27 protein-coding genes and 1 riboswitch are annotated in these 24,589 nt (G+C 63.2%); of the genes, 9 read left to right on the top strand and 18 right to left on the bottom strand.

The window, feature by feature from the left end:
• Window positions 1-151 precede the first annotated feature (151 nt).
• The 4 genes from ACK4R0_RS10315 to ACK4R0_RS10300 form a co-directional block, all read right to left on the bottom strand.
• Entirely contained in the window at window positions 152-1,090 is a 939-nt protein-coding gene (locus ACK4R0_RS10315; RefSeq protein ID WP_409673839.1) for a 50S ribosomal protein L11 methyltransferase, read from the bottom strand.
• Window positions 1,091-1,276: 186 nt separating this feature from the next.
• The gene (locus tag ACK4R0_RS10310) at window positions 1,277-1,546 is read right to left on the bottom strand and encodes a GIY-YIG nuclease family protein (protein ID WP_409673852.1); all 270 of its coding nucleotides are present in this window, start codon (window positions 1,544-1,546) and stop codon (window positions 1,277-1,279) included.
• A 33-nt stretch (window positions 1,547-1,579) separates the two neighbouring features.
• Window positions 1,580-2,326 carry an SDR family NAD(P)-dependent oxidoreductase gene (locus ACK4R0_RS10305; RefSeq protein WP_409673838.1) on the bottom strand — a complete coding sequence of 249 codons (747 nt, stop codon included), beginning with the start codon at window positions 2,324-2,326 and terminating at the stop codon, window positions 1,580-1,582.
• 63 nt (window positions 2,327-2,389) lie between these two features.
• Window positions 2,390-3,793, bottom strand: coding sequence for a methyl-accepting chemotaxis protein (locus tag ACK4R0_RS10300; protein ID WP_409673837.1), 1,404 nt, complete (start codon window positions 3,791-3,793; stop codon window positions 2,390-2,392).
• A 208-nt stretch (window positions 3,794-4,001) separates the two neighbouring features.
• On the opposite strand from ACK4R0_RS10300, the gene sdhC reads away from it, so the two are divergent.
• From sdhC to ACK4R0_RS10280, 4 genes are all read left to right on the top strand, one after another.
• Complete coding sequence (sdhC, locus tag ACK4R0_RS10295) at window positions 4,002-4,391, top strand: succinate dehydrogenase, cytochrome b556 subunit (RefSeq protein WP_409673836.1); 390 nt, start codon at window positions 4,002-4,004, stop codon at window positions 4,389-4,391.
• 56 nt (window positions 4,392-4,447) lie between these two features.
• Window positions 4,448-4,837: a succinate dehydrogenase, hydrophobic membrane anchor protein gene (sdhD, locus tag ACK4R0_RS10290; protein WP_409673835.1), complete on the top strand. Its 390-nt coding sequence runs from the start codon at window positions 4,448-4,450 to the stop codon at window positions 4,835-4,837.
• Window positions 4,837-6,639, top strand: a complete 1,803-nt coding sequence (gene sdhA / locus ACK4R0_RS10285; RefSeq protein ID WP_409673834.1) for a succinate dehydrogenase flavoprotein subunit — start codon at window positions 4,837-4,839, stop codon at window positions 6,637-6,639. The genes sdhD and sdhA overlap by 1 nt, the downstream gene beginning before the upstream one ends.
• Window positions 6,640-6,838: 199 nt before the next feature.
• Entirely contained in the window at window positions 6,839-7,591 is a 753-nt protein-coding gene (locus ACK4R0_RS10280) for a ferredoxin--NADP reductase (protein ID WP_409673833.1), read from the top strand.
• A 3-nt stretch (window positions 7,592-7,594) separates the two neighbouring features.
• Here ACK4R0_RS10280 and ACK4R0_RS10275 read toward each other — a convergent pair whose 3' ends face one another.
• The 8 genes from ACK4R0_RS10275 to crtY all read right to left on the bottom strand — a co-directional run bounded on the left by ACK4R0_RS10275 (window position 7,595) and on the right by crtY (window position 14,799).
• Window positions 7,595-8,041, bottom strand: coding sequence for an acyl-CoA thioesterase (locus tag ACK4R0_RS10275; RefSeq protein ID WP_409673832.1), 447 nt, complete (start codon window positions 8,039-8,041; stop codon window positions 7,595-7,597).
• On the bottom strand, window positions 8,038-9,582 hold the full coding sequence (locus tag ACK4R0_RS10270) for an acetyl-CoA acetyltransferase (protein ID WP_409673831.1): 1,545 nt from the start codon (window positions 9,580-9,582) through the stop codon (window positions 8,038-8,040). Before ACK4R0_RS10270 ends, ACK4R0_RS10275 begins: the two co-directional genes overlap by 4 nt.
• 137 nt (window positions 9,583-9,719) lie before the next feature.
• Window positions 9,720-10,439, bottom strand: a complete 720-nt coding sequence (gene gspN, locus ACK4R0_RS10265; protein ID WP_409673830.1) for a type II secretion system protein N — start codon at window positions 10,437-10,439, stop codon at window positions 9,720-9,722.
• Window positions 10,436-10,915 (bottom strand): type II secretion system protein GspM, encoded by a 480-nt coding sequence (gene gspM / locus ACK4R0_RS10260; protein ID WP_409673829.1) that lies wholly within the window; start codon window positions 10,913-10,915, stop codon window positions 10,436-10,438. The genes gspN and gspM overlap by 4 nt, the downstream gene beginning before the upstream one ends.
• The gene (gene gspL / locus ACK4R0_RS10255; RefSeq protein WP_409673828.1) at window positions 10,912-12,021 is read right to left on the bottom strand and encodes a type II secretion system protein GspL; all 1,110 of its coding nucleotides are present in this window, start codon (window positions 12,019-12,021) and stop codon (window positions 10,912-10,914) included. The genes gspM and gspL overlap by 4 nt, the downstream gene beginning before the upstream one ends.
• 96 nt (window positions 12,022-12,117) lie before the next feature.
• Window positions 12,118-12,648 (bottom strand): DUF4345 family protein, encoded by a 531-nt coding sequence (locus ACK4R0_RS10250; protein WP_409673827.1) that lies wholly within the window; start codon window positions 12,646-12,648, stop codon window positions 12,118-12,120.
• Window positions 12,649-12,820: 172 nt separating this feature from the next.
• Window positions 12,821-13,570 (bottom strand): CPBP family intramembrane glutamic endopeptidase, BDIM_20840 family, encoded by a 750-nt coding sequence (locus ACK4R0_RS10245; RefSeq protein WP_409673826.1) that lies wholly within the window; start codon window positions 13,568-13,570, stop codon window positions 12,821-12,823.
• Between the two features lie 53 nt (window positions 13,571-13,623).
• Complete coding sequence (gene crtY, locus ACK4R0_RS10240) at window positions 13,624-14,799, bottom strand: lycopene beta-cyclase CrtY (protein WP_409673825.1); 1,176 nt, start codon at window positions 14,797-14,799, stop codon at window positions 13,624-13,626.
• A gap of 88 nt (window positions 14,800-14,887) precedes the next feature.
• On the opposite strand from crtY, the gene ACK4R0_RS10235 reads away from it, so the two are divergent.
• From ACK4R0_RS10235 to ACK4R0_RS10215, 5 genes are all read left to right on the top strand, one after another.
• On the top strand, window positions 14,888-15,670 hold the full coding sequence (locus tag ACK4R0_RS10235) for a sterol desaturase family protein (protein ID WP_409673824.1): 783 nt from the start codon (window positions 14,888-14,890) through the stop codon (window positions 15,668-15,670).
• Window positions 15,671-15,680: 10 nt separating this feature from the next.
• The gene (locus ACK4R0_RS10230) at window positions 15,681-16,118 is read left to right on the top strand and encodes a DUF2141 domain-containing protein (RefSeq protein WP_409673823.1); all 438 of its coding nucleotides are present in this window, start codon (window positions 15,681-15,683) and stop codon (window positions 16,116-16,118) included.
• A gap of 195 nt (window positions 16,119-16,313) precedes the next feature.
• A complete protein-coding gene (locus tag ACK4R0_RS10225; protein ID WP_409673822.1) occupies window positions 16,314-16,763 on the top strand; it encodes a GtrA family protein in 450 nt (149 codons plus the stop codon).
• Between the two features lie 38 nt (window positions 16,764-16,801).
• Window positions 16,802-18,064, top strand: a complete 1,263-nt coding sequence (locus ACK4R0_RS10220) for a glycosyltransferase family 87 protein (RefSeq protein WP_409673821.1) — start codon at window positions 16,802-16,804, stop codon at window positions 18,062-18,064.
• 59 nt (window positions 18,065-18,123) lie between these two features.
• Window positions 18,124-18,573, top strand: coding sequence for a pyridoxamine 5'-phosphate oxidase family protein (locus ACK4R0_RS10215; protein ID WP_409673820.1), 450 nt, complete (start codon window positions 18,124-18,126; stop codon window positions 18,571-18,573).
• A gap of 43 nt (window positions 18,574-18,616) precedes the next feature.
• Here ACK4R0_RS10215 and ACK4R0_RS10210 read toward each other — a convergent pair whose 3' ends face one another.
• The 6 genes from ACK4R0_RS10210 to thiC form a co-directional block, all read right to left on the bottom strand.
• A complete protein-coding gene (locus tag ACK4R0_RS10210; RefSeq protein ID WP_409673819.1) occupies window positions 18,617-19,003 on the bottom strand; it encodes a hypothetical protein in 387 nt (128 codons plus the stop codon).
• 74 nt (window positions 19,004-19,077) lie between these two features.
• On the bottom strand, window positions 19,078-19,449 hold the full coding sequence (locus tag ACK4R0_RS10205) for a hypothetical protein (RefSeq protein WP_409673818.1): 372 nt from the start codon (window positions 19,447-19,449) through the stop codon (window positions 19,078-19,080).
• A gap of 261 nt (window positions 19,450-19,710) precedes the next feature.
• A complete protein-coding gene (locus tag ACK4R0_RS10200; RefSeq protein ID WP_409673817.1) occupies window positions 19,711-19,932 on the bottom strand; it encodes a hypothetical protein in 222 nt (73 codons plus the stop codon).
• Between the two features lie 225 nt (window positions 19,933-20,157).
• Entirely contained in the window at window positions 20,158-21,861 is a 1,704-nt protein-coding gene (locus tag ACK4R0_RS10195; RefSeq protein WP_409673816.1) for an RNA-directed DNA polymerase, read from the bottom strand.
• Between the two features lie 65 nt (window positions 21,862-21,926).
• Complete coding sequence (locus ACK4R0_RS10190) at window positions 21,927-22,514, bottom strand: hypothetical protein (protein WP_409673815.1); 588 nt, start codon at window positions 22,512-22,514, stop codon at window positions 21,927-21,929.
• Between the two features lie 4 nt (window positions 22,515-22,518).
• Entirely contained in the window at window positions 22,519-24,423 is a 1,905-nt protein-coding gene (gene thiC, locus ACK4R0_RS10185) for a phosphomethylpyrimidine synthase ThiC (protein ID WP_409673814.1), read from the bottom strand.
• A gap of 43 nt (window positions 24,424-24,466) precedes the next feature.
• Window positions 24,467-24,572: riboswitch (TPP riboswitch) on the bottom strand.
• Window positions 24,573-24,589: the final 17 nt, after the last annotated feature.

The raw sequence follows: 24,589 nt of genomic DNA, 5'->3' as shown, positions 1-24,589 counted from the left end.
TAAGATTGCAAATCACCCTCCCGCGTTCCCGAGCGAAGTCGAGGGACGGTGCGCACCGCTTGCGTGTTCACATTCTGAAAGCCGGAATCCTGGGCGGAACAGCGCAAGTCCGCCCCTGGACTCCGGCTTTCGCCGGAGAACGGGAAGGGTTTTAAGCCTTGCCGGACCATCGCGCGCCCCGCATGCGCAGGCGCAGTACGGTCCAGTCGCCAAGGTCGAGCCGCTCGGCCAGACGGAAGCCTTGCGCGCGATAGGCGCGGGCGACCGCGTCGGCCTGCGTGCCGAGCAGGCCGGACAGCACCGCCTGGCCCTGCGAACTGGTGACCGCGGCGATATCGCCGGCAAGCTCGATCAGCGGCCCTGCCAGGATGTTGGCGATGACCAGGTCATACGGCGCGCGGCGCTGGAGGTCTGCGTCCTTGAGCCCCTCGGCGATGAACATCGCGAGCTGGCCGGGGCGCTGGCCCAGCGCAACACCATTGGCCTCGGCGTTTTCCGCCACGGCCGGGCCGCAGACCGGATCGATATCGCTCGCGGTCGCATAGGCGCGCGGCCATAATTTCATCGCGGCAAAGGCGAGCAGCCCGGTGCCGGTGCCGATGTCGATATGGCTGCGTACGATATTGCCGCGGCGCTTCATCGCGTCGAGCATCACCAGGCAGCCGCGCGTGGTGTTGTGGTGGCCGGTGCCGAACGCCAGGCTCGCCGGAATGCAGAAATTGGTGATGCCCGGCTCGGTGGCGGCGGGCATTTCGGGGGTGTGGACGCAGAAGCGCCCCGCGCGGATCGGTTCGAGCCCAGACTGGCTCATCGTCACCCAATCGTCGTCGGGAAGCCGCTCGGGCTTGAGCTTCAGGCCGTCGGCGCTGGGCACCAGATCGCGCAGTCGGCGGATCCAGCGGACATCGGGCTTCTGGGTGAAATAGCCATGGATCGCCCAGCTCCCCGGCGCTTGCGGATCGGCATAGGCATCGACCTCGCTCGCCACCAGGCTGGGGCTGCCGAACGCCGCCTCGTCGATATCCTCGCGCTCGGTAACCGCCTGCGCCTCTGCCAAAGTGCAGGGAATGGTGACTTTCCAGTTGTCCAACTTAGGGTCCTTGTCGCTGCGTCGCGGTCTATAGCTTAGGTCACCCAGCGACCTAAAGCGAATGACCAAATAACTCCACTACGTCATTCCCGCGAACGCGGGAATCCCGCTATTGCGCTAATCTGGCAAGAAAGCGGGACCCCCGCGTGCGCGGGGGTGACGATGACGGAAAGGCTTACTGGTGACCTAAGCATTCATGAGGGGCGTCAGGTCCAGCCAGTCTGGATTGGCTTCCTCAATCAGGTCGATCTTCCACTGACGCCGCCATTTCTTGATCGCCTTTTCCTGCTCGATCGCTGAAACGATCTCGTCATGCCACTGTGTATAGACCAGGCGTGAGAGCCCGTAGCGCTTCACGAACCGCGATCCACCGTCACTGCGGTGCTGTTCCACTCGCCGCCCAATGTCTGCAGTGACGCCGGTGTAGATCGTACCACGATAGCGATCCGCCATCATGTAGACCCAGCCGCCCTTCACCGCCTGCGCATCCTACCGCACATAGCTCGCGCCGTTGACGTCGAGCACCGCGCCGGTCATTGAGGGCGGGGCGTCGAGGGCGCAGAAGGCGGCCATGGTGGCGACCTCGTCGGGCATCGCGACGCGGCCCAGCGGAATGTCGGCGAGCAATTTGTCGCCGCCGCGGCTTTCGAGGTAATCCTCCGCCATCCCGGTCATGGTGAAGCCCGGGCAGATCGCAAAGGCATATATCCCTTGCGCGGCATAGGCGCGGGCGATCGACTTGGTCATCGCCACCATGCCGCCCTTTGACGCGGCGTAATGCCAGTGCGCGGGGCTGTCGCCGCGATAGGCGGCGCGGCTGGCGATGTTGACGATGCGTCCTTCGTGTCCCCCCGCCTGGAAATGCAGCACCGCAAGGCGGCACAATTGCGCGCTGGCGGTCAGATTGATCGTCATCGTCTCGTCCCAGGCACCCAGCCATTCGGCATCGCCTGCATCGATCGGGTTGGCAGCAAAGATGCCGGCGTTGTTGATCAGCACGTCGATCCGCCCGTCGAGCAGGTCGAGCGCCTCGGACCACAGACCGCCCGGCCCGCGAAAGTCGCCGAAATCGGCATCGACCAGATCCCAAGCCGGGGCGTCCGGGCTGTCATCGGGGAAAGGCTTGCTGGCATGGCCGACGACGCGGTGGCCGGCTTCGTGGAGCATATCGGCGATGGCGCGGCCGATGCCGCGGCTCGAGCCGGTGACGAGGATGTTCTGTTCGACCTGGATCATGCGCGCGGTCATAGCCCGCACGCGCGACGCGGTCTATTGCGGTGCGCCAAATTTACCGCGCGGTCAGGCGCGCTTGGCCAGCCCGATCTCGTCGGCAAAGCTGTTGGAGCGCTGCTTGAGCTGGGTCAGCTGCGACTGCAGATGGCTGAAGCCCGCGCCGACCTTGTCCATCTCGCTGGCCAGGCCTTCGGTGTCGAGGCGGATGGTGCCGATGGTGTTCGACATCGAATCGGCGGCCAGCGCGGTTTCGTCGACCGCCGCGGTGATGATCGTCACCGTCTGTGCCTGAACCTCCATCGCTTCGCGGATGCGATCGGCGGAGGTCTGCACTTCGCTGACGGTGGCGCGCACCGAATCGTTGAGGGACACGGTGTCGCGGGTCGCCTGCTGGATCGCGGTGATCTTGTGGGCGATGTCGTCGGTGGCGCGCGCGGTCTGGTTGGCGAGGCTTTTGACCTCCTGCGCGACGACGGCAAAGCCGCGTCCGGCATCGCCCGCGCGGGCGGCCTCGATCGTGGCATTGAGCGCGAGCAGGTTGGTCTGCCCTGCGATGTCGCGGATCAGGCTGAGGATGGATTCGATCGATTCGGCATGCGTCGACAGCGTCTGGGTGCTGTCCACCGCGTGGCCCGCTTCACGCGACGCACGTTCAGCCACGTCGGCGGCGACTTCAACTTCGCAGCGCGCATCCTCGATCGCGCGGATCAGGCCCGCGGCGGTCTGCGCCGCTTCACGCATCGCGATGGCCGATTGTTCGGCAGCAGCGGCGACTTCAGACGAGCGGCCCAGCATCTGGCGGGCGGATTCGGATGCGGCAAGCACCTGGCTTTGCAGCCCCGTTCCCAGATGCGACGCCTGCTGGAGTTCGCCATCGACGGTCTGCTTGAAGCTGGCCGTCTGGGCGATCCGGATTCCCTGGGCGTCCTGCTGGATGATCGCGTTCACCGCAAACGACATGATTTCGGCTTCGATGACCATCACCTGCGCGGTTGCGCGCGCGATCTGCTGAAACTGCTCATAATCGTTCGTCAGCTTGGTCAAAATCAGTTTCAGAGCAAAGTCGTGGGTATAGGCCTGTGCTGCAAGAACCTGCCAAAGCGGAATGCCCAGCTTGCGGGCGTTCAGCGTGTTGTAAAAGGCCTGTTCGACCCAGACCTGGCTATCCAGATTGCGGAATTTCTCTTCGGTATAGCTGCGCACGGAATCGATCGTCCGCTGCCGAACCGTTTCGATATCATCGACCCTTGCGGCGATATCCGAGTTGGCGACGTAATGCTCCCAAAAGGCTTCCGCGATGGCTTGCTCGTGCCCTTTGAGAAGCTCTATCCCTTTGCGGGTCAGCTGCGGAAGGCTCCCGCTGGCGTCGAAGGCTGCCAACCGCTTGGTGATCGACAGTTCATGCATGACCGCCTCGTACAGCGCCTTGGCTGCCGAGCGACCGGATTGTGGGGTGCTGTTAATTGCCATGCCATCCTCGTGCGAACCAATCGTGCGTATGCAAGGGCATAGGCGTCCATGGTTAACGCCGGGTTATTGGCACAGGCGGTGTCGACACCCCGTGTGCGCGCGGGGAAACAATGCTCCCGCAATCAGCAATTGCATCATGATGGCAATCGGCTAAACAGGCGCGGGACGCACTTCAGTCGTCAATTTGACCGCATATACGGGGGATACCATGGCGAAACCATCCGCTCGGCCGATGTCGCCGCACCTTTCGATCTGGCGCTGGGGCCCGGCCATGCTGGTCTCCATCCTGCATCGCGCGAGCGGTGACGGAATGGCGACGCTCGGCGGCGTGTTGCTGGTAAGCTGGCTCCTGGCGATCGCCAGCGGTCCGGAAACCTATGCCTGGTACGTCAGCTGGGCGACCAGCCCCCTGGGCTATCTTTTCATGATCGGGCTGAGCTGGGCATTCTTCCAGCACATGTGCTCGGGCCTGCGCCATTTCGTGCTCGATGTCGGCGCGGGATACGAGATCGATACCAACAACCGTTGGGCGGCGATCGTTCCGGTGCTGGGCGTGGTGTTCACCGCTATCTTCTGGGCGATCGTCTTTTTCGTCTGATTTTTTTAATTCGAGTTTGATTGTGCGCAGGCCGCAGGCCGCGCGAGGAGGCGTTCATGGAAAGTGGCACCAGGATCGGAAAAGTGCGGGGCCTCGGCTCTGCCAAACACGGAACGCACCACTGGATCATGCAACGCGTCACCGCGGTCAGCAATCTGATCCTGATGCTGTGGTTCGTGGCCTCGCTGGTCAGCCTGCCGTCGCTCGATCATGCCACGGTCACCGCATGGCTGTCCTCGCCGCTGGCCGCGACCGCGATGATCCTGCTGCTGATCACGGTGTTCTATCATCTGCGTCTGGGCCTGCAGGTTCTCGTCGAGGATTACGTGCACAATCACGGCACCAAGTTCGGTGTTATCCTGCTGCTTAATTTCTATTCCGTTGCCGGGCCCGCGCTCGGCATTTTCGCCGTCGCGCGCATAGCCTTTGCCGGAGCCGCAAGCTGATGTCTGAAGCCTACAAGATCATCGACCATGTATACGACACGGTTGTCGTCGGCGCGGGCGGATCGGGTCTGCGCGCTACGATGGGCAGCGCCGAAGCGGGGCTGAAAACCGCGTGCATCACCAAGGTGTTCCCCACCCGCAGCCACACCGTGGCGGCGCAGGGCGGCATCGCAGCCAGCCTGGGCAACAACTCGCCCGATCACTGGTCTTGGCACATGTACGATACCGTCAAGGGATCGGACTGGCTGGGCGACCAGGACGCGATCGAATATATGGTGCGTGAAGCGCCTGCGGCCGTCTACGAACTCGAGCATGCCGGCGTGCCGTTCAGCCGCAACGACAACGGCACGATCTATCAGCGTCCGTTCGGCGGGCACATGCAGAACATGGGCGAAGGCCCGCCGGTGCAGCGCACCTGCGCCGCTGCCGACCGTACCGGCCATGCGATGCTGCACGCATTGTACCAGCAGTCGCTGAAATATGATTCGGACTTCTTCATCGAATATTTCGCGATCGACCTGATCATGGAAGACGGCGAGTGCCGCGGCGTGATCGCCTTGTGCATGGATGATGGATCGATCCATCGCTTCCGCAGTCATGCCGTGGTGCTGGCCACCGGTGGTTCGGGCCGCTGCTATTTCTCGGCCACCTCGGCGCACACCTGCACAGGGGACGGCGGGGCGATGGTGCTGCGCGCCGGCCTGCCGCTGCAGGACATGGAGTTCGTCCAGTTCCACCCGACCGGCATCTATGGCGCAGGCGTGCTGATTACCGAAGGCGCACGCGGCGAGGGCGGATACCTCACCAACTCCGAAGGCGAGCGCTTCATGGAACGCTATGCGCCGTCGGCCAAGGATCTGGCCAGCCGCGACGTCGTCAGCCGTTCGATGGCCGCCGAAATCCGCGAAGGCCGCGGCGTCGGCAAGGAAAACGACCATATCTACCTGCACCTCGACCATATCGACGAGAAGGTGCTGGCCGAGCGCCTGCCCGGAATCACCGAGACCGGCAAGATCTTCGCCAATGTCGACCTGACCCGCCAGCCTTTGCCGGTGGTGCCGACGGTGCATTACAACATGGGCGGAATCCCCTGCAATTATCACGGCCAGGTCGTCACCATCAAGGATGGCGATCCCGACACCGTGGTCCCCGGCCTCTATGCCGTGGGCGAGGCCGCCTGCGTTTCGGTGCACGGTGCCAACCGTCTGGGCTCCAACTCGCTGATCGATCTGGTCGTGTTCGGCCGCGCGACCGGCCATCACCTGCGCGATACCATCAAGCCAGGTGCCTCGCACAAGGAGCTGCCCAAGGATTCGGCGGACATGTCGCTGGCGCGGCTCGACCATTTCCGTAACGCCAAGGGCGGCTCGCCCACCGCGCAGATCCGCATGGACATGCAAAAGACGATGCAGAAGCACGCTGCGGTGTTCCGCGACACGCAATTGCTGTCCGAAGGCACCGCGCTGATGCAGACGGTCAACCAGCGGATGCAGGACGTCCACGTCTCCGATCGCTCGCTGATCTGGAACACCGACCTCATCGAGACGCTCGAACTCGACAACCTGCTGAGCCAGGCGGTGTGCACGATCGAAAGCGCGCACAGCCGCAAGGAAAGCCGCGGCGCGCACATGCACGAGGATTATCCCGAGCGCGACGATGCCAACTTCATGAAGCACACCGTCAGCTGGTTCGAAGGCTGGGGCGGCAACGGCGGCAAGGTCACGCTCGATTATCGCCCGGTGCACGAATACACGCTGAGCGAGGACATCGAATACATCAAGCCCAAGAAGCGGGTATACTGACCGCTGCCGTCTGCCACTAGGCTACAGGTTCACATCGGGGGCGGGATGATTGCCGATCAGGCATGATCCCGCCCCCGATTTGCGTTCCGGCCCGTGCAGGCCAAGCCAAAATTTCACGCCGCCAAAGAATGCTTCTTCACGCTTGCGGGCGGATGCTGCTAGGGGGCAGCATTCTCCCGAGTGGACAGATTGGACGAACGTGGCATTTACGACTGTCGAGGTCTTGACGACGCACCAGTGGAACACTGGCCTGTTTTCCTTCACCGTGACGCGCCCGCCGTCGTTCCGGTTCGTCAGCGGCCAGTTCGTGATGCTGGGGCTGATGATCAACGGCAAGCCGCTGGTGCGCGCCTATTCGATCGTGTCGCCGGCCTGGGACGAGACGCTCGAGTTTCTCAGCATCATCGTACCCGATGGTCCGCTGACCAGCCATCTCTACAAGATCAAGCCGGGTGACCAGATCCTGCTGGGGGCCAAGCCCACCGGCACGCTGACGCTCGATGCGTTGCTGCCGGGCAAGCGGCTGCATCTGATCGGAACCGGCACAGGCCTGGCGCCATGGATGTCGATCATCCGCGATCCCGACGCGTACGAGCGCTACGAGCAGATCACCGTGCAGCACACCGTCCGCGACATCCAGGACCTTGCCTATCGCGAGGAGCTGGAAGCGCGGATGGAGCATGATCCACTGGTCGGCGAGATGGCGATGACGCGGCTGACCTATGACCGCTCGGTGACCAAGTGCCCGACCTGGACCGAGGAAAACCGCCGCATCACCACGCGGATCGAATGCGGCGACTATCCGCTCGACCCCGAGACCGACCGCGTCATGCTGTGCGGCAGCATGGCGATGATCAAGGAAACCGGCGCGCTGCTCGAAAGCATGGGCTTTGTCGAAGGCGCCCAGTCCAACCCCGGCACCTATGTGCTCGAACGCGCGTTTGTCGGCTGATGCTCAGGCGCGGATGGCCTCGAGCGCCGTCCGCAGAGCATCGGGCAGAGGTGCCGGGCGACGGGTGTCGCGCCCGACATAGACATGGGTGAAATGCCCGGCGGCGGCGGCATCTTCGTCGTCGTTGCGAAACAGCCCGACCGCATACCGCACCGAGCTTGAGCCGATATGATCGACGCGGATCCCGGCGTGGATGGTGTCGGGAAAGGCCGTGGGCGCAAAATAGGCGCAGCCGGTTTCAACCACCAGTCCGATGGTTTCGCCAGCATGGATATCGAGCGCACCTGCGCGGATCAGATATTCGTTCACCGCAGTGTCGAACCAGAAATAATAGACCGAATTGTTGACGTGGCCGTAGATGTCGTTGTCCGACCAGCGGGTGGTGATCGTGGTGAACGTGGTATAGTCGCTGCGCACCGGGCGCTGGGGCTTGCCCGGCGGACGGCTCATGGCGCGACCGTGAAGCTGTTGACCCCGTCCGATTGGGTGACCTGCACCGTGCGTCCGATCGGATCGCGGGCCGGATCAATCAGCGCGGCGATCGCGTCGTCCTTGCCCGATTCGTCAGGGCGCGCGACGATGCGACCCTTTTCGCTGCGGGCGATCACCACCGCGCGCGATGGCCTGCCCTTGGCATAGCCGACGGTGTAACTTTCGATTGTGCCGGTCGCATCCTCTTCCAGTCGCTCGGGCGCGGCCTCGGCGTCGATCTCGGCCTGCATCGGCGCATGATCCACCGGTGCCCAGTTCTCCGGCGCGGCGGTGCTGTAGATGCCCACAGCTTCCTTCGACAGAAAGCCGCCATTGGCCAGCACCAGGCCGAAGCTGCCGGGGTCGGCGCGCAGCGTCTCTGCCATCGCCGCGATTGCATGCATCGAGTAGTTGTTGCCTGCGCCGCCTGAAAACGGCAGCCCGCCGGTCAGGGTCAGCGGCGTGGTGCGCTCATCGACGCCCAGCGCCTCGGCGGCGAGCAGCACCGCGACGGGAAAGCAGCTATAGATATCGTAATGCGCGATCGCGTCCGCAGATTTGCCCGCGCTGGCGAGCGCGCCTGCCAGCGCCACCTCGATCGCGCGCGATCGCGACAGATCGGGGCGCAGGCTGACCGGCTTGTCCATCGCTTCGCCGCTGCCGTGCAGGAAGATCCAGCGTTGCCGCGGCACCGCCATCGCCTCGGCCTGGCCGACGCTGGTCAGAATGACCGTGGCGCCCTGGTTCACCGCATCCTGCGCGACGTGCCATTTGAGATAGGGGTCGGCGACGGGATAGTTGCTGTCCGATGGCGTTGCCAGATAGTCCGCGCTCATCGCCCGGGGGAACTGCGCATAGGGGTTGGCGGCAGCAACCTCGCTGAAGCTGGCCCACAACCGCGACATTGCCGCGACATGCTCGGCCCGGCTGCGGCCCAGCCGCGCGCGCACGGCGTGTTCAAACAGCGGATAGGTCAGGATCGGCGCGCCGACGCCGTTTTTCAGCTCGTGCCGGTCGAGCAGCATCGGACCCAGCCCGCGATCCTCCATCGTGCCGTCGATGCTCTCGTTCCAATCGAGCGCAACCCCCTTGCGTGCGGCGGTCTTGGCAGCGGCGATGGCTTCCGAACCCGACAGCAACACGCAGCGCGCCTCACCGGAATGGATCGCGGCGGCAAATTCGTTGACCAGGGATTGCGGGGTCTGGCCGCCGACGATCGAATAGATCGCGCGCGCGGGCGAGACGCCCAGCCGGTTGGCGAGGCCCAAAGGCGGCTTGTCGCACCCGCCGGTGCCTTCGGGGACCATGCCAGGCGCGCTGTCGGCAAAATGACGCACGATCGCGATGACATCGATGGCGGCCCGCACTGCTTCGGCCACGCCGGTGTCAGCCAGCGCTGCTTCGGAGGCGCGCTGCATCAGGCTTTGCGGGCTGGGTGCTGCCGCCGCTTCGCTGCCGTCCCAATGATCGACCGTCTGGCCGACGCCGATCAGCACCGGGGTGTTGGGGTCAAGGGTCATGGCATCCTCCAAAGTTCTTATAGTTAGCCCGTTCTCCGGGGAAAGCCGGAGCCCAGGAGTTAGTTTGCGGTGTCGTCGCCCTGGATTCCGGCTTTCGCCGGAAAACAGCTATGCTTTCGTCTCGCGAATCGCCCCGCTCAAAACCGTCCGTTGATCCTGATTGCCATCGCATCGCCCTGCTGCCGGAAGCCCAACGCAGACAGCGCCGCGCCCGCGCCGCCTGCCAGCCCGCCGAGCTTGAAATCGGCGGTATAGCGGCCCGCGCCGGTGATCCGTATGTCCATCTGCTCGAGCCCCGACTGGCCCCTGAGCGGGATCAGCAGATCATCGCCGTCGCAGCGCAAAGTGCCGCTGAGCCCGCGCTGCAGCGAGATGCCGAACAGGCTCTGTTCGATGTTGACCCGCACCGCGCCCGATGCCGCGCTGCACCGGCGGCCAACAAACGCGATGTTCGCGCCGTCGAGCGTCACGCTGCGCAACGGCAGCGGGGCGAACAGATCGGCGGTGGCGATGTCGCCGCTGGCGTTGCGCATGGCTGTGCTGTCGCCGCTGCGCACCAGATCGAACGCCAGCGGGGGCTGGCCTGGCGTATCGGTGGCGCGGGTCATCGCCAGCACCGTCTCGCCGCGCAGCAGCGCCGCAGGTGAGAGCGAGGCGTCCATGTCGCCCAGGCTCAGCCGCCCGAGCCTCAGATCGCGGATGGTGCCCGCCCAGACGCTGCCCTCGACGCTGCGCGCGCTGACCCCGCGGCTGCCCAGGCCGCTCGTCTCGAACACGATCCTGAGTGGCAGCAGCACCAGCAGCGCCACGACCAGCGCCAGCACGATCAGGCCTGCGCGCTTCATGTTGCGGCTCATCCGCCGACCTTCGTCAGCCGCGCCGATACCGAGACGGTGCCGTTGTCCATGCGCCGGACGACCAATGTCTCGGGCACCACGCCGCGCCGTTCGAGATCGGCGAGCCAGCTCAGAAACGCGGTCGAGCGGGCCGATCCGATCGCGATCTCGGCACGGCCGGACCCCTGTGCGGTGTTGGCATCGAGCGTGAACCCGCGCTCGGCCGCCTCACTGGCGAGCAGCAGGTTGAGCGCGGCGATCGCCTCGGCAGGGCGCTTGTCGGCGGGCATCGAGAGCGCCCGCGTCTTCGCCTCGATCCTGCCTGCCTGCATCGTCGCCTCGTAGAAGCTGCGCTTGGCATCGGTCGCGATGTCGTACACCGGGCGGTAGATGCCGTAGAACCCGATGACCCCGAGCGCCAGGATCGCAGCCACGCCGACCATGATCTGCTCGCGCCGCGACAGCGCGATGAACCAGTTTTTGGCAGCTTCGGTCATGGCGCCAGCACCGTGATGTCGGCCACGGCCTGCCCGGTCGCATCGCTGCGCTGGGCTGCGGTGACGGTATAGCCGTTGTTCTGCAGTGCGATCAGCACCGCGTTGAGGTCCTCGACCCGGGGTGCGGCGATCATCGCGCCGATGATGCCCCCGGGGCGGTAATCGGCCTGGCGGATGGTGACCCCCGGAACCGGCTGCATCGCCGCGAGCAGCCCCGACAGCGGGACGGTGGCGATGGCGTTCCCCGCGCCGCGTGCGGCAAGCCGGGTGTCGAGCACTTGTTCGGCCTGCGCGACATCGGTCGCTTCGGGCACGAACCTTTGCGCGCTGGCGAGCGCCCGGCGTTCGGCGAGGTCGGCGCCAAGATAGTTCTTGCCGATCTCGATCAGGGGAATGGCGAAGCTGACCAGCAGCAGCGCGCCCAGCAGCCAGGCGAGCGTCCGGCGCTGCCCGGCGCCGAGCGCGAACAGCGGCGTACGCCGGGCGAAGTCGCCCTGACGCAGGTTCAGCGGCGGATCGGCCAGCGCCGCGATCATCGCGGCATCGCGCGCATCCTGGTCAAGCGACGCAGGTGCGGACGAGCCCAGCAGCAGCGCCCCCAGCGCCTCGTCGGGGGGCAGGACCAGATCGCCCAGCCGGTCTGCACCCAGATCGCCGAAGGTCGCGCTCACCGGCTGGTCGTTTGCGGGAAGCAGCAGCCCGACGGGCACCAGCACATCGGGGTCGAGCCCGCGCAGCGCAAGTTCGGCCAGGTGATCGGCCAGCCGCGCGCGCGAAATGGTGGCGCACAGCACCCGCATCGTCTCTGCGCCACCCAAAGCGCGAACCCCGACGAACAGATCACCGCCGATGCTGAGATCGGCGGCGCGATAGCGTGCGGCGGCCTCGGCCTGCGCCGCGCTCATCTCGCCCATGTCGAGAATGCGGATGACGGTGTCGGCAGCGGGTATCAGCGCCAGTACCGGGCCTTGATCGATCCCCGCTGCTGCGGAGGGCGGGCTGAAATCCTGGCCCCGGGCGACGATATGGTCACCCTCGGCCCGCCACCAATGCAGCGCGGCATCGGCGGATGCGGGGCAGGTAACGATCAGGCCATGCGTCGCCATGGGTCAGTCAGTCGGACCGTTGGGCCGGGGCTGGAAGCGGGTCGAAGACAAGATCGCAAAACCCCCGAATAGCGGCAGAATCGAATGGACGATGCCCTAGACAATCGGCTGGGCCAAGTCACGGTCCCTTTGCAGCTTGGCCTCGTTTTGCGCAATGAGATCGTTCTGCTCGGCGGCGATCCGTTCCTCTTCGTCCGCCAGGCGCTGGCGGTCGGCTTCGGCAGCCTTCTGCGCTGCCAGCTCTTCGCGACGGTGCGGGCTCAGGATGGCGAAGGCCGCGACCAGCAGCGCGACCGAGATCGCCTCGATGATCATCGATTGGGCAATGTTCGCGGTAAGCCCATCGCTCACCACGCCGATCGCGCGCCCGGTGAACGCCAGCGCCACCATTGCAGCGGCACCCAGCAGCCATTGTCGCCGGCCGGGAAACAGCCCGACGAGCGCGGCAAGCCCGGTGCCGATGAAGAATGCGCCCATGTCGGCGCGGATCGCGCTGATCCCTGTGATGCCCTGTCGGCCAAGCTCGAACTGGGTGATCAGCGATTGCGGGTTCAGCATGGCACCCACCCCGATCACGAGGAAAAGCGCCGAAAACGCTCCGACGAGCAGGCGAATGACCCAGGTCATGATGATCGATCCTTCTGAGTTGGCCGGATGGCCCATTGACCCCAGTGTTATGGGCTTGGGCGGTTCGTGTCCAGCATTCCCCAGCAACGAGCGCAGCGGTGTTTCGATCCCCTGGCGGCGGACCGGCAGCCGGATGTGGCCCCTTGGCCGGGCCACCCGATGCGCCCCCGTTTCACAGCAGCAGCGAGATCGAGTTTCCAAACGAATGCAGCACGATCGGCAGCAGGATGCTGCCGGTTCGAAGGCGCATCCAGACCGCGAGAAAAGAGGGAATTGCGGTCAAGGCCATGTAGATCGGGTCAAACGCGAACGCTCCATCTGTGTAGGCGAAGGCATGCGCGAGCCCGAACAGCAGGCAGGATGCAAGCGCCCCCCATCTCCATTCCACGCCGAACCTGTTGGCGCCGCGGGTGAACGCTTCATACAGCGCCAGCAGCAATATCCCGCGGTAGAAGGCCTCCTCCTCCAGGCTTGGCATGGTGAGCTGAAACGCGACGGTTTCGGCAGACGCCGCATCCGACGGAAATGCCAAGCCGATGGCCAGGAAGAAAAGGCAGTACAGCAATGCCCCCGGGATGCAGCTTTTGAGGCTGCCTTCCGACTGGACGAGCGTCAAGCCTGTGCGTTTCCATCCGAACCCGGGCAGCGATGCGATCGCCAGCGTGCCGACCAGCGCCAGGATCTTGCCCTGCCAGTTCCAGTCCGACGCTGGCAGCATATCCGGGATCAGGCCATAGCCATTGGTGAGCAGAAGATCGTTGATGAAGACGAGCGCAGCGGCCGTGACCAGCCAGCCGAAGGAGAAATGCTTGCGGTTGGCCAGACCCAATACAGTGCCGCCTGCGAGCAGCAGGCAGACGATGGCTCCGATGCTTATCAACCCGTCCAATGCGCTGTTCCCTGAGCGTGTGACGGGGTGCATCGCATAAGTGTATTACCGTTGCAATGCAGTTCGGGCGATTGCTCGAGGCGGGTCTAGCTCAACAGGCCCTTGATCGCGCGCCAGATCGGCAGCGGCGGCCGGCCGGCCAATACGCGGACCTTGTCGAGCAGCGTCGATTTGCCCGAATAGAACCTCGAGATCAGGCCATCGGGGAGCGTGTAGAAGCGCTCGAGCACCTTGTAGCGCTCATCGGGCTCGGCGGCCTTGAACAGCATCTTGGTCAGCATCCGATAGAAACCATCGGCCTCCCAATGGTCGAGGCTGGTCTTGCGGCTCATCTCGGCGAGCGCCGCGCCCGACAGGTCAGGCATCTCGGCGATATGCGCGGCAAGGCGCACTGCGTCGGGCAGCGAATAGCCGGTCAGGCCGTGGAACAATGCAGCGCGCGTTCCCGCCTTGGCGACATCGCCGCCGGTCGATTGCCAGTATCCGCCGAAATCGCCGCCATAGACCACCGGCAGCGCGCCGGTCTCGGTGCGGCTGACGCGCTCGACCTGCCATCCCTTGGCGTCGGCATAGGCGCTGATCCGGCCGGCCAGCGCCTGGGTGTCGAAATCGGGCGTATCGCTGTAATAGGTGTCCTCGACGAAGATTTCCATCGGGCTGATCGGCAGGCAATAGACGAAGCGGTAGCCGTCGATCTGGTCGACCGTCGCATCCATCACGATCGGGCGGGTGAGGCCATGCGGCTCGGTGAGGTGCAACATCTGCCCCATGAACTTCTGCCAGCCGCAGCGCAGGTGGCGCACGTTGCCGCCGCCGCGCGCATCGATCACGCCGCCCGCCTCGATCCGCGCGCCGTTTTCCAGCACCACGTTGGTCTGGCTCGCCGCCAGCGCACGGACCCCGGTGACGATGTGGTGCGCAGGCAGCGTCTCGCGCAGATACTCGTCGAATCGGTCCGAAAGGATCGAGTAATAGCTTTCTTCGAGCGCGCGTTCGTGCCCGGGAAACTTGACATCATAGCCGCGCCAGCCGTGGCAGACCAAAGGCGCGACCAGCCAGCGGTGCTTGTCGGCGACATCGGGCCCGAAGAACGACCAGATATGGTTGCCGCCCAGCGACGCGCTCTCCTCGATCACCAGCACCTCCAGCTCGGGCCGCTTGCGGCGCAGCGCGAGCGCGATCAGCCCGCCGGCAAGGCCGCCGCCCAGGATCGCAACATCGCATTTGAGAGTCTTGCTGGAGAGATTGCGCGGTGATTTCATGTCCCCTCCGCCCTAGCGCAGCAAGCAGCGCAGGGGAAGGGCACAGGGACTGCTTTGCAGCGCAGCATAACCACGCTACAGCGTGACGATGCTCGGTTCCTCTCATATTGCGCTGTCGGCGCTGGCCATGACGTTGATCGTGGGCGTGCGCTATCTGCTGACCAGCGGCATGTTCGCCTGGCTGACCGACAAGGTGCGGCCCGGGCTGTATGTCGGGCAACGACCGCAGATCACCCGAGAAATCCGCTGGTCGCTGTACAGCGCGGCAATCTATGGCATCCCCACCGGGATCGTCGCGTGGGGCTGGCAGAACCGGGGCTGGACGCAGGTCTATACCGACTGGAGCGCTTATCCTTTGTGGTACCTGCCGGTGTCGGTGCTCGCCTTTCTGTTCGCGCACGATACCTGGTTTTACTGGACCCATCGCTGGATGCACCAGCCCAGATGGTTTCGCATCGCGCACGCCGTGCACCATGAAAGCCGCCCGCCAACCGCCTGGGCGGCGATGAGCTTCCATCCCATCGAGGCGCTGACCGGGGCGATCGTCATTCCCGCTTTGGTGTTCATCATCCCGATCCACGTCGCGATGCTGGGGCTGGTGCTGGCCATCATGACGCTAATGGGCGTGACCAACCATATGGGCTGGGAGCTGTTTCCGCGCTGGCTTGTTCACGGGCCGTTAGGCAAAGGGCTGATAACCGCCAGTCACCACCAGCACCACCATGCGCGCTATACCTGCAACTACGGGCTTTATTTCCGTTTCTGGGACAGGCTATGCGGTACGGACAAGGGGCTGGGAAAATTTCCCGCCAAGGGATCGCACACGGCACGGGCAGACGCGGCGCACGACGCCGTGCGTTCGGCACACTAAGGGATTTGAGATGGTGGCATTGCCCAGGACTCTGGCACTTGGACTGGTCGCGCTGTTCGCGCTGCCAGGGGCCGCCCCGCTGAACGATCTGGACATCGCCATCGACCATCTGCGTTCGCCCAAGGGTTTGCTGCAACTGTGCCTGACCGTCAACGAAAGCAGCTTTCCCGATTGCGAGGATGACCCCGCCGCGCGCCGCATGACCGTGCGCGCCAAGGATGCGGTCGCGCGGTTCGCCGGCCTGCCCGCCGGCCAGTATGCGCTGGCGATCGTCCACGATGAGAACGGCAACAACAAGCTGGATACCTTCGCCGGCATCCCCAAGGAAGGCATCGGATTTTCCCGCAACCCAAGCTTCAGCTTCGGGCCGCCGCGTTTTTCGCAGGCGGTGTTCGTCGCGCAGGGGGCAGGCAGCAGCCAGCGGGTCAAGATCAAATACTTCCTCTAGGGCGCAGCGACCGCAGCCCTTGGCGCGCGCATGGCGATGCGCGTTAACGAAATCTAAGCCCACCGATCCTAGCATCATCCCAAAGCACCCGGCCACGCACATGCCGCCGGCGCGATCACGGGGTGGTTCGATGGCCGTTTCTGTCCAGAATGCAGCGTTTCCGCTCCGCGCATGGCGCGGTGGGAGCAGCGAATCGTGAGCAACCTGACGCTGGCGCTGCATTACGCGGCCTTCGCGATCGTCGCGACCACTGCCAATCTGGGCACGCAATCGGCGATCCTGGCGATCGATGACCAGGCGATCGTCTATTATTTCGCGCTCGTGGCCGGCACCGGGATCGGGCTGGTGGTGAAGTACATCCTCGACAAACGCTGGATCTTTGCCGATCCCAGCCGCGGCATCGCGGCCCATGCACAGCGGTTTTCGCTCTACACCCTGATGGGCGTCGCCACGACGCTGATCTTCTGGGGCACCGAGACATTGTTCTGGTTCACCTGGCACACCCACGAGGCGCGCGTCGCAGGCGCGCTGCTCGGCCTGGGAATCGGCTATTTGGTCAAGTACCAGCTCGACCGTCGCTTCGTGTTCTCCAGCCAGCCGCGTCGCACGCCGGCCTATGCGGTGGCCGCCGCGCCGCCTGCCTGAGCCTTGCCCCAGGTTTCGAGATGCCCGCAGCCCAAGCCATGACCTCCACCGCTCGACACCCACTGGCCACCTGCCGCCTGCTGTTTCTGGCCGTGCTGGCTCTTGCCGCGATGTTGTTGTCGTTTGCTGCCGTCTCATACCAGCACCAGGTCATTGAAGGCGACAGCAAGACCGTCGTCGATTTCCACGCTTTCTATGTCGCCGGAACGCTAGGGCTGGAGGGCAAGGTCGACGACAGCTATGACATCGCCAAGATGAAGGCGGCGCAGCGGGCGTTCACCGGCATGGATGTCTCGATGCCATGGACCTACCCGCCGCCGTTCACCTTGTTCGTCACCGCGCTTGCGGCGCTGCCATTGGGGCTGGCGTACGGTCTGTTCACCGGGCTGACGTTGCTGTTCTATCTGACAATGCTCAAGCGGATCGCGGGCGATCATCTGCCCGGCGTGATGCTTGCGATGCTGCCGGTCATCCTGCTGACGGTGATCACCGGGCAGAACGGGTTTCTCACCGGCGGCCTTGTCGCGATGTTCCTGCTTGCGTTCGGGCAGCGCAAGGCATCGGCGGGCATCCCGCTGGGGCTGATGATCGTCAAGCCGCACCTCGCCGCCGCCATCTCGCTGCTCGCGCTGGTCGAGCGCCGCTGGCAGGCGATGTTCATCGCTGCAGCCATCGTGATCACCGCGCTGCTGCTGCCGACCTTGGTCTTCGGGCTGTCGATCTGGCCCGCGTTTCTGGCGGGCGTGGCCGAATCGAGCGCGTTCCTGGCCGATGGCGAATATCCGCTGTTTCGCATGACCTCGATCTACGCGGCGGTGCGCAGCACGGGGCTGTCGTCGGATATCGCGTTCGCCGTGCACGGTGCAGGCGCGATTCTGACCATCGCGTTGCTGCTCTATGGCTGGTGGCGCAAACTGCCGCCGCAGCTGCTCGCCGCCAGCGCCTGCGCGGCATCTTTGTTCGTCAGCCCGTATAATTACGATTACGATCTGTGCATCCTGGGCGTCGGCATCGCCTTCGTCCTCCCCGACCTGCTGCAACGCACCCGCGCGCTGGAACAGCTCGGCCTGCTCGCGTTGTGCTGGTTCGGCACCGGCTATGGCCTGGTCGCGTCGTTTGCCAAGGATGCGGACGCGATCGGCGCTGGCAACTGGCCGCTTTCGCTGATGGCGCCGCCGTTGCTGCTGCTGATCGCACTAGTCGCGCTGGCGCTGCGGCGCGAGGTGCGCGCGCGTGCCGAAGCCCATGCGCCGTCCGCCTCAGGCGCCGCGCTCAAGCGCGATCCCGCTCCCGCCACCTGACCACGGAACCATCCGCCGCGTCGCGCGCATGCTTGGCACCGACGCCAGGAGACACGTCCATGCCCGACACCACCCAAGCCCAGCAGCTCGCCCGCATCGCCAAGGCCATGAAAGACATCGATTTTGCGATGCTCAACACCCATGCCGAGGGCGGCGCGATCGGCGGGCGGCCGATGAGCAACAACCGCGAGGTCGATTACGACGGCGACAGCTATTATTTCACCTGGGAAGACTGCCGCATGGTCGACGACATCAAGCGCGACCCCAAGGTCGGCCTGTCGCTGCAGGGCAAGAAATCGCTGCTCGGTGCGCCGGGGATCTTCATCGCGGTCGAGGGCACCGCCGACATCGTCCGCGACAAGGCGCAATTCGAAAAGCACTGGAGCAAGGACCTCGAACGCTGGTTCGAGCAGGGCACCGACACCGAAGGCCTGGTCATGCTCCACGTCCGCGCGACGCGCGTGGCGTACTGGGATGGCGAGGACGAAGGCGATTTCGTGGTGGGGTGAGGGGGGCCGAACCTTCGCACAGTGGCTCTGCATGCCCCGGGGTCTATCGCACCATCGCGATCCAAGATAGCCAGCCCCAGTTCACCAGCAGACCTACATCGGTCGCGATCTTCCACCCGCGCGATGCGCGTGCCATGCCACGCCTGAATGTCCAGTTACGGACGAACACACTCACCACCGCCGAAAGAGCGACGATCGCGATGCCGATCAAGGGCAGCGACAGCAGGAACGCCAGCGCGAAAAACTGTGTCATGATCGCGCTGACGAACCACACGATGGGCACGGCGCGATAGGTTGCCTCCGGCACGAAGCTGCCGATATCCGTCGACCGAACGCCGATATTGTCGTCTGGCGTTGGCGGCAGGCGGGCATCGATCGTGCGGATTATCTTGCCAGCCGGATTGGTGGGCTGATCCCGATCTGCGGTCATAAGCCCAACCCCCTGCCTCGCTCATCCGGCACTCTGCTAAGGCATCCTTAGAGCGCGGATGCGGCCATGTGCTGTCACCAGATATTCATCTTCATCTCGATCGTCGCTTCGCCCTCGCCGGAGCAGATATAGAGGATGCGCACCGGCACGATGCTCTTGCCGCGATATTTGGGCTCCACCGCCAGGCGATCGATGGCCTTCAGCTCGAGCAGCCCGCTGACCCGGTCATTGGCAAAGTCGATCATCATCAGCGCGCCCGGTGGGACATATCCGCTATTCTCCTTGTCCCCCCGCCCCCCGAACCTTTTGGGGTAGAAGCGTATCCTGACCAGCTCCCCGCTTTTCACCAGCGCCTCGGCCTGCGCGCGGCTGGTGACATGGGAAAAGTCCATCCGCATGGCCTTCGTATCCTCGGGAGCCATGGTCCATGCGGGCGGGACTGTCATCGGTCCGGCCAGGACCGCCAATGCCAAACCTGTCTTGATAGGCCCCACTGGTCCGCCCCCCGCACCGTGCCGCAGCGTCGCGCTGTGCAAGCGAGCATAAAGCACGCGCCGCTTCAGGTGCACCCTCATGCCCGCAGATGCGTCCGAAATGGTGCAGATCGCGCAGCGACACTTTGTGCAGCATCTCGTAGGTGTATTGCGCCTGGGATCGTCCGGGGCGAGCCCTTTGCGCCTAGGCGTTCCGCCCTTGGGCGCCGAGCGTCAGTTGCCGCGGCGTTTGTGGGTGACGAATGCGATCAGCAATATCACCGCTATCAGCCCCATCGCGCCGCCTGCGGTCTGGGTGATCGCCGTGATCGCGCCCGGTTGATCCGATGTCTGCCACGCGCCCGAACGCGTCTGCTCCACCATCCACCACGCGCCCGCCAGAATGACGGCCTCGAGGATCACCAGCCCCAACAATGCCCGTGTCGATTTCTTCATGACGGCCCCCCATCATCACCGCGGCCTGATGCGGCGCCGGATATGTTTTGCTCGGCTCCCAGTGCCCGAATCTCAGGCGACCGCCGGCCAACGATGCCATGCGAAACGGCGATCTGTCTATGCCTGCAGCTGGCGCCATCTCAGCTCAAATCGCCTTGAAGTAGTAAAAGACATCACGCGCTTATGATTGCTAACGTTGATACGCGGATCCACGATCAAAAGCTCTCAATAAGATAAGCCGTCTACATCCGAATCAAAATCGATTTCGCGTATTGCAAACATAAAGTTCTTAACCTCGAATCTACTCTGTCTCCTGATAATTCTTTTAATCTTTACACTTTCCTGCCTTTTCTTAACATTTCTGCGCTCATCGTAGAAAACAATGCCACGACTATTCATTTCCAAGAAAAAAGGTTTAGTCATTAAGCGGTCATTATCCGGCAGCCATCCGCGCCTCATACCTTCGTACGCGAGCAGCCATGTCCAGTCGGTGTGAATTGAATGCTCACTGATCTGATCTAACCATTTCTCGGTGGGCAAAGGACAGTTCAACAAACCTTTGCTGTTCATATCCAAAATCGTTAATGCTATTGCGCTTGAGCGAACGGTAGTACAGAGATCAACGAGATGCTTGTCGCTAATAGAGATTTTTAATCCACGCAGCGTATAAAGTAACCAGAGTGCTTCATAAGTGTTCCCATTTTCGAGCGACCGACGAGCTAATTCTATGAAACGACGTCCTACTCTTCGTTTTGAAACAGCGCCGGTATCAAAATCTAAATTAATAAGTATTTCACTAATCCGCGACATTGATGCTGGGGAAATTATAGCAGTTTTTAACAAAAATGACTCGAGATGCTCCACATCCTGTTTTCTAAATCTTTGTCCCTCCAGAACTGCAAGTGCGTAATTTGCAACGGCCTGTTGTTCATACTGTGTTTGTAATCGCAGCGTCAACCCTAAGAATTCTTGAAGTCGAGCGCCTCGCAAAGCCCCCATTTTATGGGAAAGAAATCCACCAATTTCAGCTTTCCATGCGTCATCTGAATGTTGAATGACACGTGTCACTGATGTTTTTCGGCCGTTAATATCTAGGCTGTATTCTCTATATGCCGCAATTATTTGCGATAGAATCTTTTCTGAGCGCTCAAGCGTATTTACTCCGATAAACCAATCATCCTGTAGACGATCAATCGAATCAGCCGTAATGTCACTAAAGCTAAGCCTTAAATCTTCATCAATCCGTGAGGAGATAACTTCGGCTATAATTCTTGACGTTTCAGGCCCAACTGGAATGCCTATTGTTTGATTTCTATTACACGCCCTGACTAAAATATCTATTCTGTCGGCTAATGATCCTTCATAAGCCTTCAGTTTTGATTTGACTTTTTCCTTGCCATAAGCCGCCCAAGTGAGAGAATGAGTGTAAATTGACGGGTAAAATCTAGTAATATCTGTTTTGACTAACCAATCCGATGTGGCTTCTATGAAAGATTTCTTCGCGCGATGAAGTGGGAAATTAATTCCTCTGATTGCCCTAACATTTGTCGGTGATATTCTAATTTCATCCATAGAATAGGTCTGGCGAGTGAGCCATTTCTGAACAGATCTGTAATTGTCTGATATTTCACTCGCTAGAAGAGACTGTGGTATTGGGTGGGTTATGCCAACAGAACGTCTTTCAAAACCAATCTTGGGTATTGAGATATTTTCCATCTCTGCTTTTGGAACTATATATCCATAAGCCTTGGACTTATAGCGAGTTTGATTTTTCTTCTTTTGCTGCCGCTCAAATAATTTTGCTCCCTCCCAAGCGTTAATTATTTCACGGGCATGGTCGCCAAACAGGGCCGTAGTAAAAGTGGGCGGCAATTCTTTGGGGAAATACCCCTTTGATAACAATGCTCGAAGCACCGAGTTGCTACTCATCTAGCCCAGCCCTCCGTGTTGTGACGCTCCGCACAACGTTTGCGTTCACTCTCGCCAGCCCAACCCTAAGCACACCCCTCGACATACGCCAGAGTCGGCATCATCCCGACATGCACCAGGCTGACCTTGCGCTTGTCGTCGATCTCGAAGCGCAGCCTTGGGTCATCGCCGGGCTGGGTCAGGTATTTGGCGGGGGCGTCGACGTATTTGTGGGGCTCGGCGACGAACGACGGGAAGGCTTTGCGGACCTGCGCTTCGGTTGAGCCGGGGCCGATGCCTTCGAGCAGTTTCGCCTTGGATTTGTCGTTCACCGTGATGCGGCGGACGACATTTTCCTCGACGATGGCATAGGCGCCGGGCCACTCGGGCGCGCTGAGTGTGGTGCAGCCGTCGGAGATCTGCGCGCCGCGCTCGGCCCAGGGCGAGCCTGTGGGCACCGGCTTGCCGATCTTCAGCCCGCCATAGCCTTCGAGCGTCAGGGTCTGTGCGCTGGCGATCGGCGGTGCTGGCGCGGCCGGTTCTGCGGGCGTGGGCGGCTCGGCCGCGACCGGGGCGGTTGTCTGTTCCGGCTCAGCGCGGTCGGCTGCGGGCTCCGACCCGCAGCCCGCGAGCAACAGCGCCGCCAGCGTCGCCGCTACCAGCGCGGTTTTCACCGGCTCAATCATGCTCGCGGTCGCCCGCGCCCAGATACAGCTCGCGGCCCATGTCCTCGTAGAGCTGGCTCATCTCCGCCATGCCCTTGAGCGCGGCCTCGCGGCTCGCGGCTGCCGTCTCTGCCCCGCTCGGCCCGGTGGCGATGAAGCCTTCGACGCCCTGGTTCTGCTTGGTGGCGAAGTCGCGGACCTCCTGGCTGATCTGCATCGAACAGAACTTCGGCCCGCACATGCTGCAGAAATGCGCGGTCTTTGCGCCTTCGGCGGGCAGCGTCTGGTCGTGATACTGCTCGGCGGTGTCGGGATCGAGCGACAAGTGGAACTGGTCGCGCCAGCGGAATTCGAAGCGCGCCTTGCTCAGCGCATCGTCGCGGACCTGCGCTGCCGGGTGGCCCTTGGCGAGATCGGCAGCGTGCGCGGCGAGCTTGTAGGTGACCACGCCGACCTTGACGTCGTCGCGATCGGGCAGGCCCAGATGCTCCTTGGGGGTGACGTAGCAGAGCATCGCGGTGCCATACCAGCCGATCTGCGCCGCGCCGATACCTGAGGTGATGTGGTCGTATCCCGGCGCGATGTCGGTGGTGAGCGGGCCCAGGGTGTAGAACGGCGCTTCGCCGCACACCTCGAGCTGCTTTTCCATGTTCTCCTTGATCTTGTGCATCGGCACATGGCCGGGGCCCTCGATCATCACCTGTACGTCGGATTTCCACGCGCGGTGGGTGAGTTCGCCGAGCGTATAGAGCTCGCTGAACTGCGCCTCGTCATTGGCATCGGCGATCGATCCCGGGCGCAGGCCATCGCCCAGCGAATAGGCGATGTCGTACGCCTTCATGATCTCGGTGATCTCGTCGAAATGCTCGTAGAGGAAGCTTTCCTTGTGATGCGCCAGGCACCACTTCGCCATGATCGAGCCGCCTCTGCTGACGATGCCGGTGACGCGCCTGGCCGCCATCGGGATGTAGGCAAGGCGCACGCCGGCGTGGATGGTGAAGTAATCCACCCCCTGCTCGGCCTGTTCGATCAGCGTATCGCGGAAGATCTCCCAGGTCAGGTCCTCGGCAACGCCGCCGACCTTTTCGAGCGCCTGATAGATCGGCACGGTGCCGATCGGCACGGGCGAGTTGCGGATGATCCATTCGCGGGTGTCGTGGATGTTGCGGCCGGTGGACAGGTCCATCACGGTGTCCGCGCCCCAGCGGATCGACCAGACCATCTTGTCGACTTCGGATGCGACGTTGGAGGCTACCGCACTGTTGCCGATATTGGCGTTGATCTTGACCAGGAAGTTGCGGCCGATCGCCATCGGCTCGCTCTCGGGGTGGTTGATGTTGCTGGGGATGATCGCGCGGCCGCGCGCGACCTCGTCACGGACGAACTCGGGCGTGACGTAATCGGGGATCGATGCGCCGAAGCTGTTGCCGTCGCGCTTGTATTCAGCCAGCCGCTCGCGGCCCAGATTCTCGCGCTCGGCGACATATTCCATCTCGGGCGTGATGATGCCGCGGCGGGCATAATGCATCTGGCTGACGTTCATTCCCGGCTTGGCGCGCAGAACCTGCTTGCGGGTGTTGGGGAACGGCGCGACGCCGCCCGAGCGATCGGGGCCGAGCTGGCCGTTGTCCTCGGGCTTCACCTCGCGCTGATCGACGACTTCGACATCGCCGCGATTCCAGATCCAGTCGCGGCGCAATTCGGGCAGGCCAGCGGAGATGTCGATATGCGCGTCGGCGTCGGTATAGGGGCCCGAGGTGTCATAGACCCGCACCGATGGCTCGCCGCCGGCCAGATCGATCTCGCGCATCGCGACGCGAATGCCGCTGCCCGATTTGGTAGCGACATGGACCTTGCGGCTGCCGCGAATGGGGCCGGTGGTAACGCCGATTTCGGTGCGTGCGTGGATATCTGCCATTATGGACTCTCCTTGGGGGACGGAGAGCGGATGCGGGCGCAGGGGAAAAACGCCGCTCCCTCCCTCCGCCGGTATCAGCCGGTTCAGGTTCAACGGGTCGTGGGACGCAACGCCCACCTCTCAGCCGCTCGGCTCCCCGGGGATGGGGGAGAGATTAGGGCGGTCA

This window comes from Blastomonas sp., assembly GCF_046294995.1.
Classification (GTDB): domain Bacteria; phylum Pseudomonadota; class Alphaproteobacteria; order Sphingomonadales; family Sphingomonadaceae; genus Blastomonas.
This window is presented reverse-complemented; position numbering and strand designations above follow the sequence as displayed.

Coding starts and splice junctions, on each gene's coding strand:
- ACK4R0_RS10310 (WP_409673852.1), bottom strand. CDS start 1,546: ATGATGGCGGATCGCTATCGTGGTACGATCTACACCGGCGTCACTGCA.
- ACK4R0_RS10305 (WP_409673838.1), bottom strand. CDS start 2,326: ATGATCCAGGTCGAACAGAACATCCTCGTCACCGGCTCGAGCCGCGGC.
- ACK4R0_RS10300 (WP_409673837.1), bottom strand. CDS start 3,793: ATGGCAATTAACAGCACCCCACAATCCGGTCGCTCGGCAGCCAAGGCG.
- sdhC (WP_409673836.1), top strand. CDS start 4,002: ATGGCGAAACCATCCGCTCGGCCGATGTCGCCGCACCTTTCGATCTGG.
- sdhD (WP_409673835.1), top strand. CDS start 4,448: ATGGAAAGTGGCACCAGGATCGGAAAAGTGCGGGGCCTCGGCTCTGCC.
- sdhA (WP_409673834.1), top strand. CDS start 4,837: ATGTCTGAAGCCTACAAGATCATCGACCATGTATACGACACGGTTGTC.
- ACK4R0_RS10275 (WP_409673832.1), bottom strand. CDS start 8,041: ATGAGCCGTCCGCCGGGCAAGCCCCAGCGCCCGGTGCGCAGCGACTAT.
- ACK4R0_RS10270 (WP_409673831.1), bottom strand. CDS start 9,582: ATGACCCTTGACCCCAACACCCCGGTGCTGATCGGCGTCGGCCAGACG.
- gspN (WP_409673830.1), bottom strand. CDS start 10,439: ATGAGCCGCAACATGAAGCGCGCAGGCCTGATCGTGCTGGCGCTGGTC.
- gspM (WP_409673829.1), bottom strand. CDS start 10,915: ATGACCGAAGCTGCCAAAAACTGGTTCATCGCGCTGTCGCGGCGCGAG.
- gspL (WP_409673828.1), bottom strand. CDS start 12,021: ATGGCGACGCATGGCCTGATCGTTACCTGCCCCGCATCCGCCGATGCC.
- ACK4R0_RS10250 (WP_409673827.1), bottom strand. CDS start 12,648: ATGACCTGGGTCATTCGCCTGCTCGTCGGAGCGTTTTCGGCGCTTTTC.
- ACK4R0_RS10245 (WP_409673826.1), bottom strand. CDS start 13,570: ATGCACCCCGTCACACGCTCAGGGAACAGCGCATTGGACGGGTTGATA.
- crtY (WP_409673825.1), bottom strand. CDS start 14,799: ATGAAATCACCGCGCAATCTCTCCAGCAAGACTCTCAAATGCGATGTT.
- ACK4R0_RS10235 (WP_409673824.1), top strand. CDS start 14,888: ATGCTCGGTTCCTCTCATATTGCGCTGTCGGCGCTGGCCATGACGTTG.
- ACK4R0_RS10230 (WP_409673823.1), top strand. CDS start 15,681: ATGGTGGCATTGCCCAGGACTCTGGCACTTGGACTGGTCGCGCTGTTC.
- ACK4R0_RS10220 (WP_409673821.1), top strand. CDS start 16,802: ATGACCTCCACCGCTCGACACCCACTGGCCACCTGCCGCCTGCTGTTT.
- ACK4R0_RS10215 (WP_409673820.1), top strand. CDS start 18,124: ATGCCCGACACCACCCAAGCCCAGCAGCTCGCCCGCATCGCCAAGGCC.
- ACK4R0_RS10210 (WP_409673819.1), bottom strand. CDS start 19,003: ATGACCGCAGATCGGGATCAGCCCACCAATCCGGCTGGCAAGATAATC.
- ACK4R0_RS10205 (WP_409673818.1), bottom strand. CDS start 19,449: ATGACAGTCCCGCCCGCATGGACCATGGCTCCCGAGGATACGAAGGCC.
- ACK4R0_RS10200 (WP_409673817.1), bottom strand. CDS start 19,932: ATGAAGAAATCGACACGGGCATTGTTGGGGCTGGTGATCCTCGAGGCC.
- ACK4R0_RS10195 (WP_409673816.1), bottom strand. CDS start 21,861: ATGAGTAGCAACTCGGTGCTTCGAGCATTGTTATCAAAGGGGTATTTC.
- thiC (WP_409673814.1), bottom strand. CDS start 24,423: ATGGCAGATATCCACGCACGCACCGAAATCGGCGTTACCACCGGCCCC.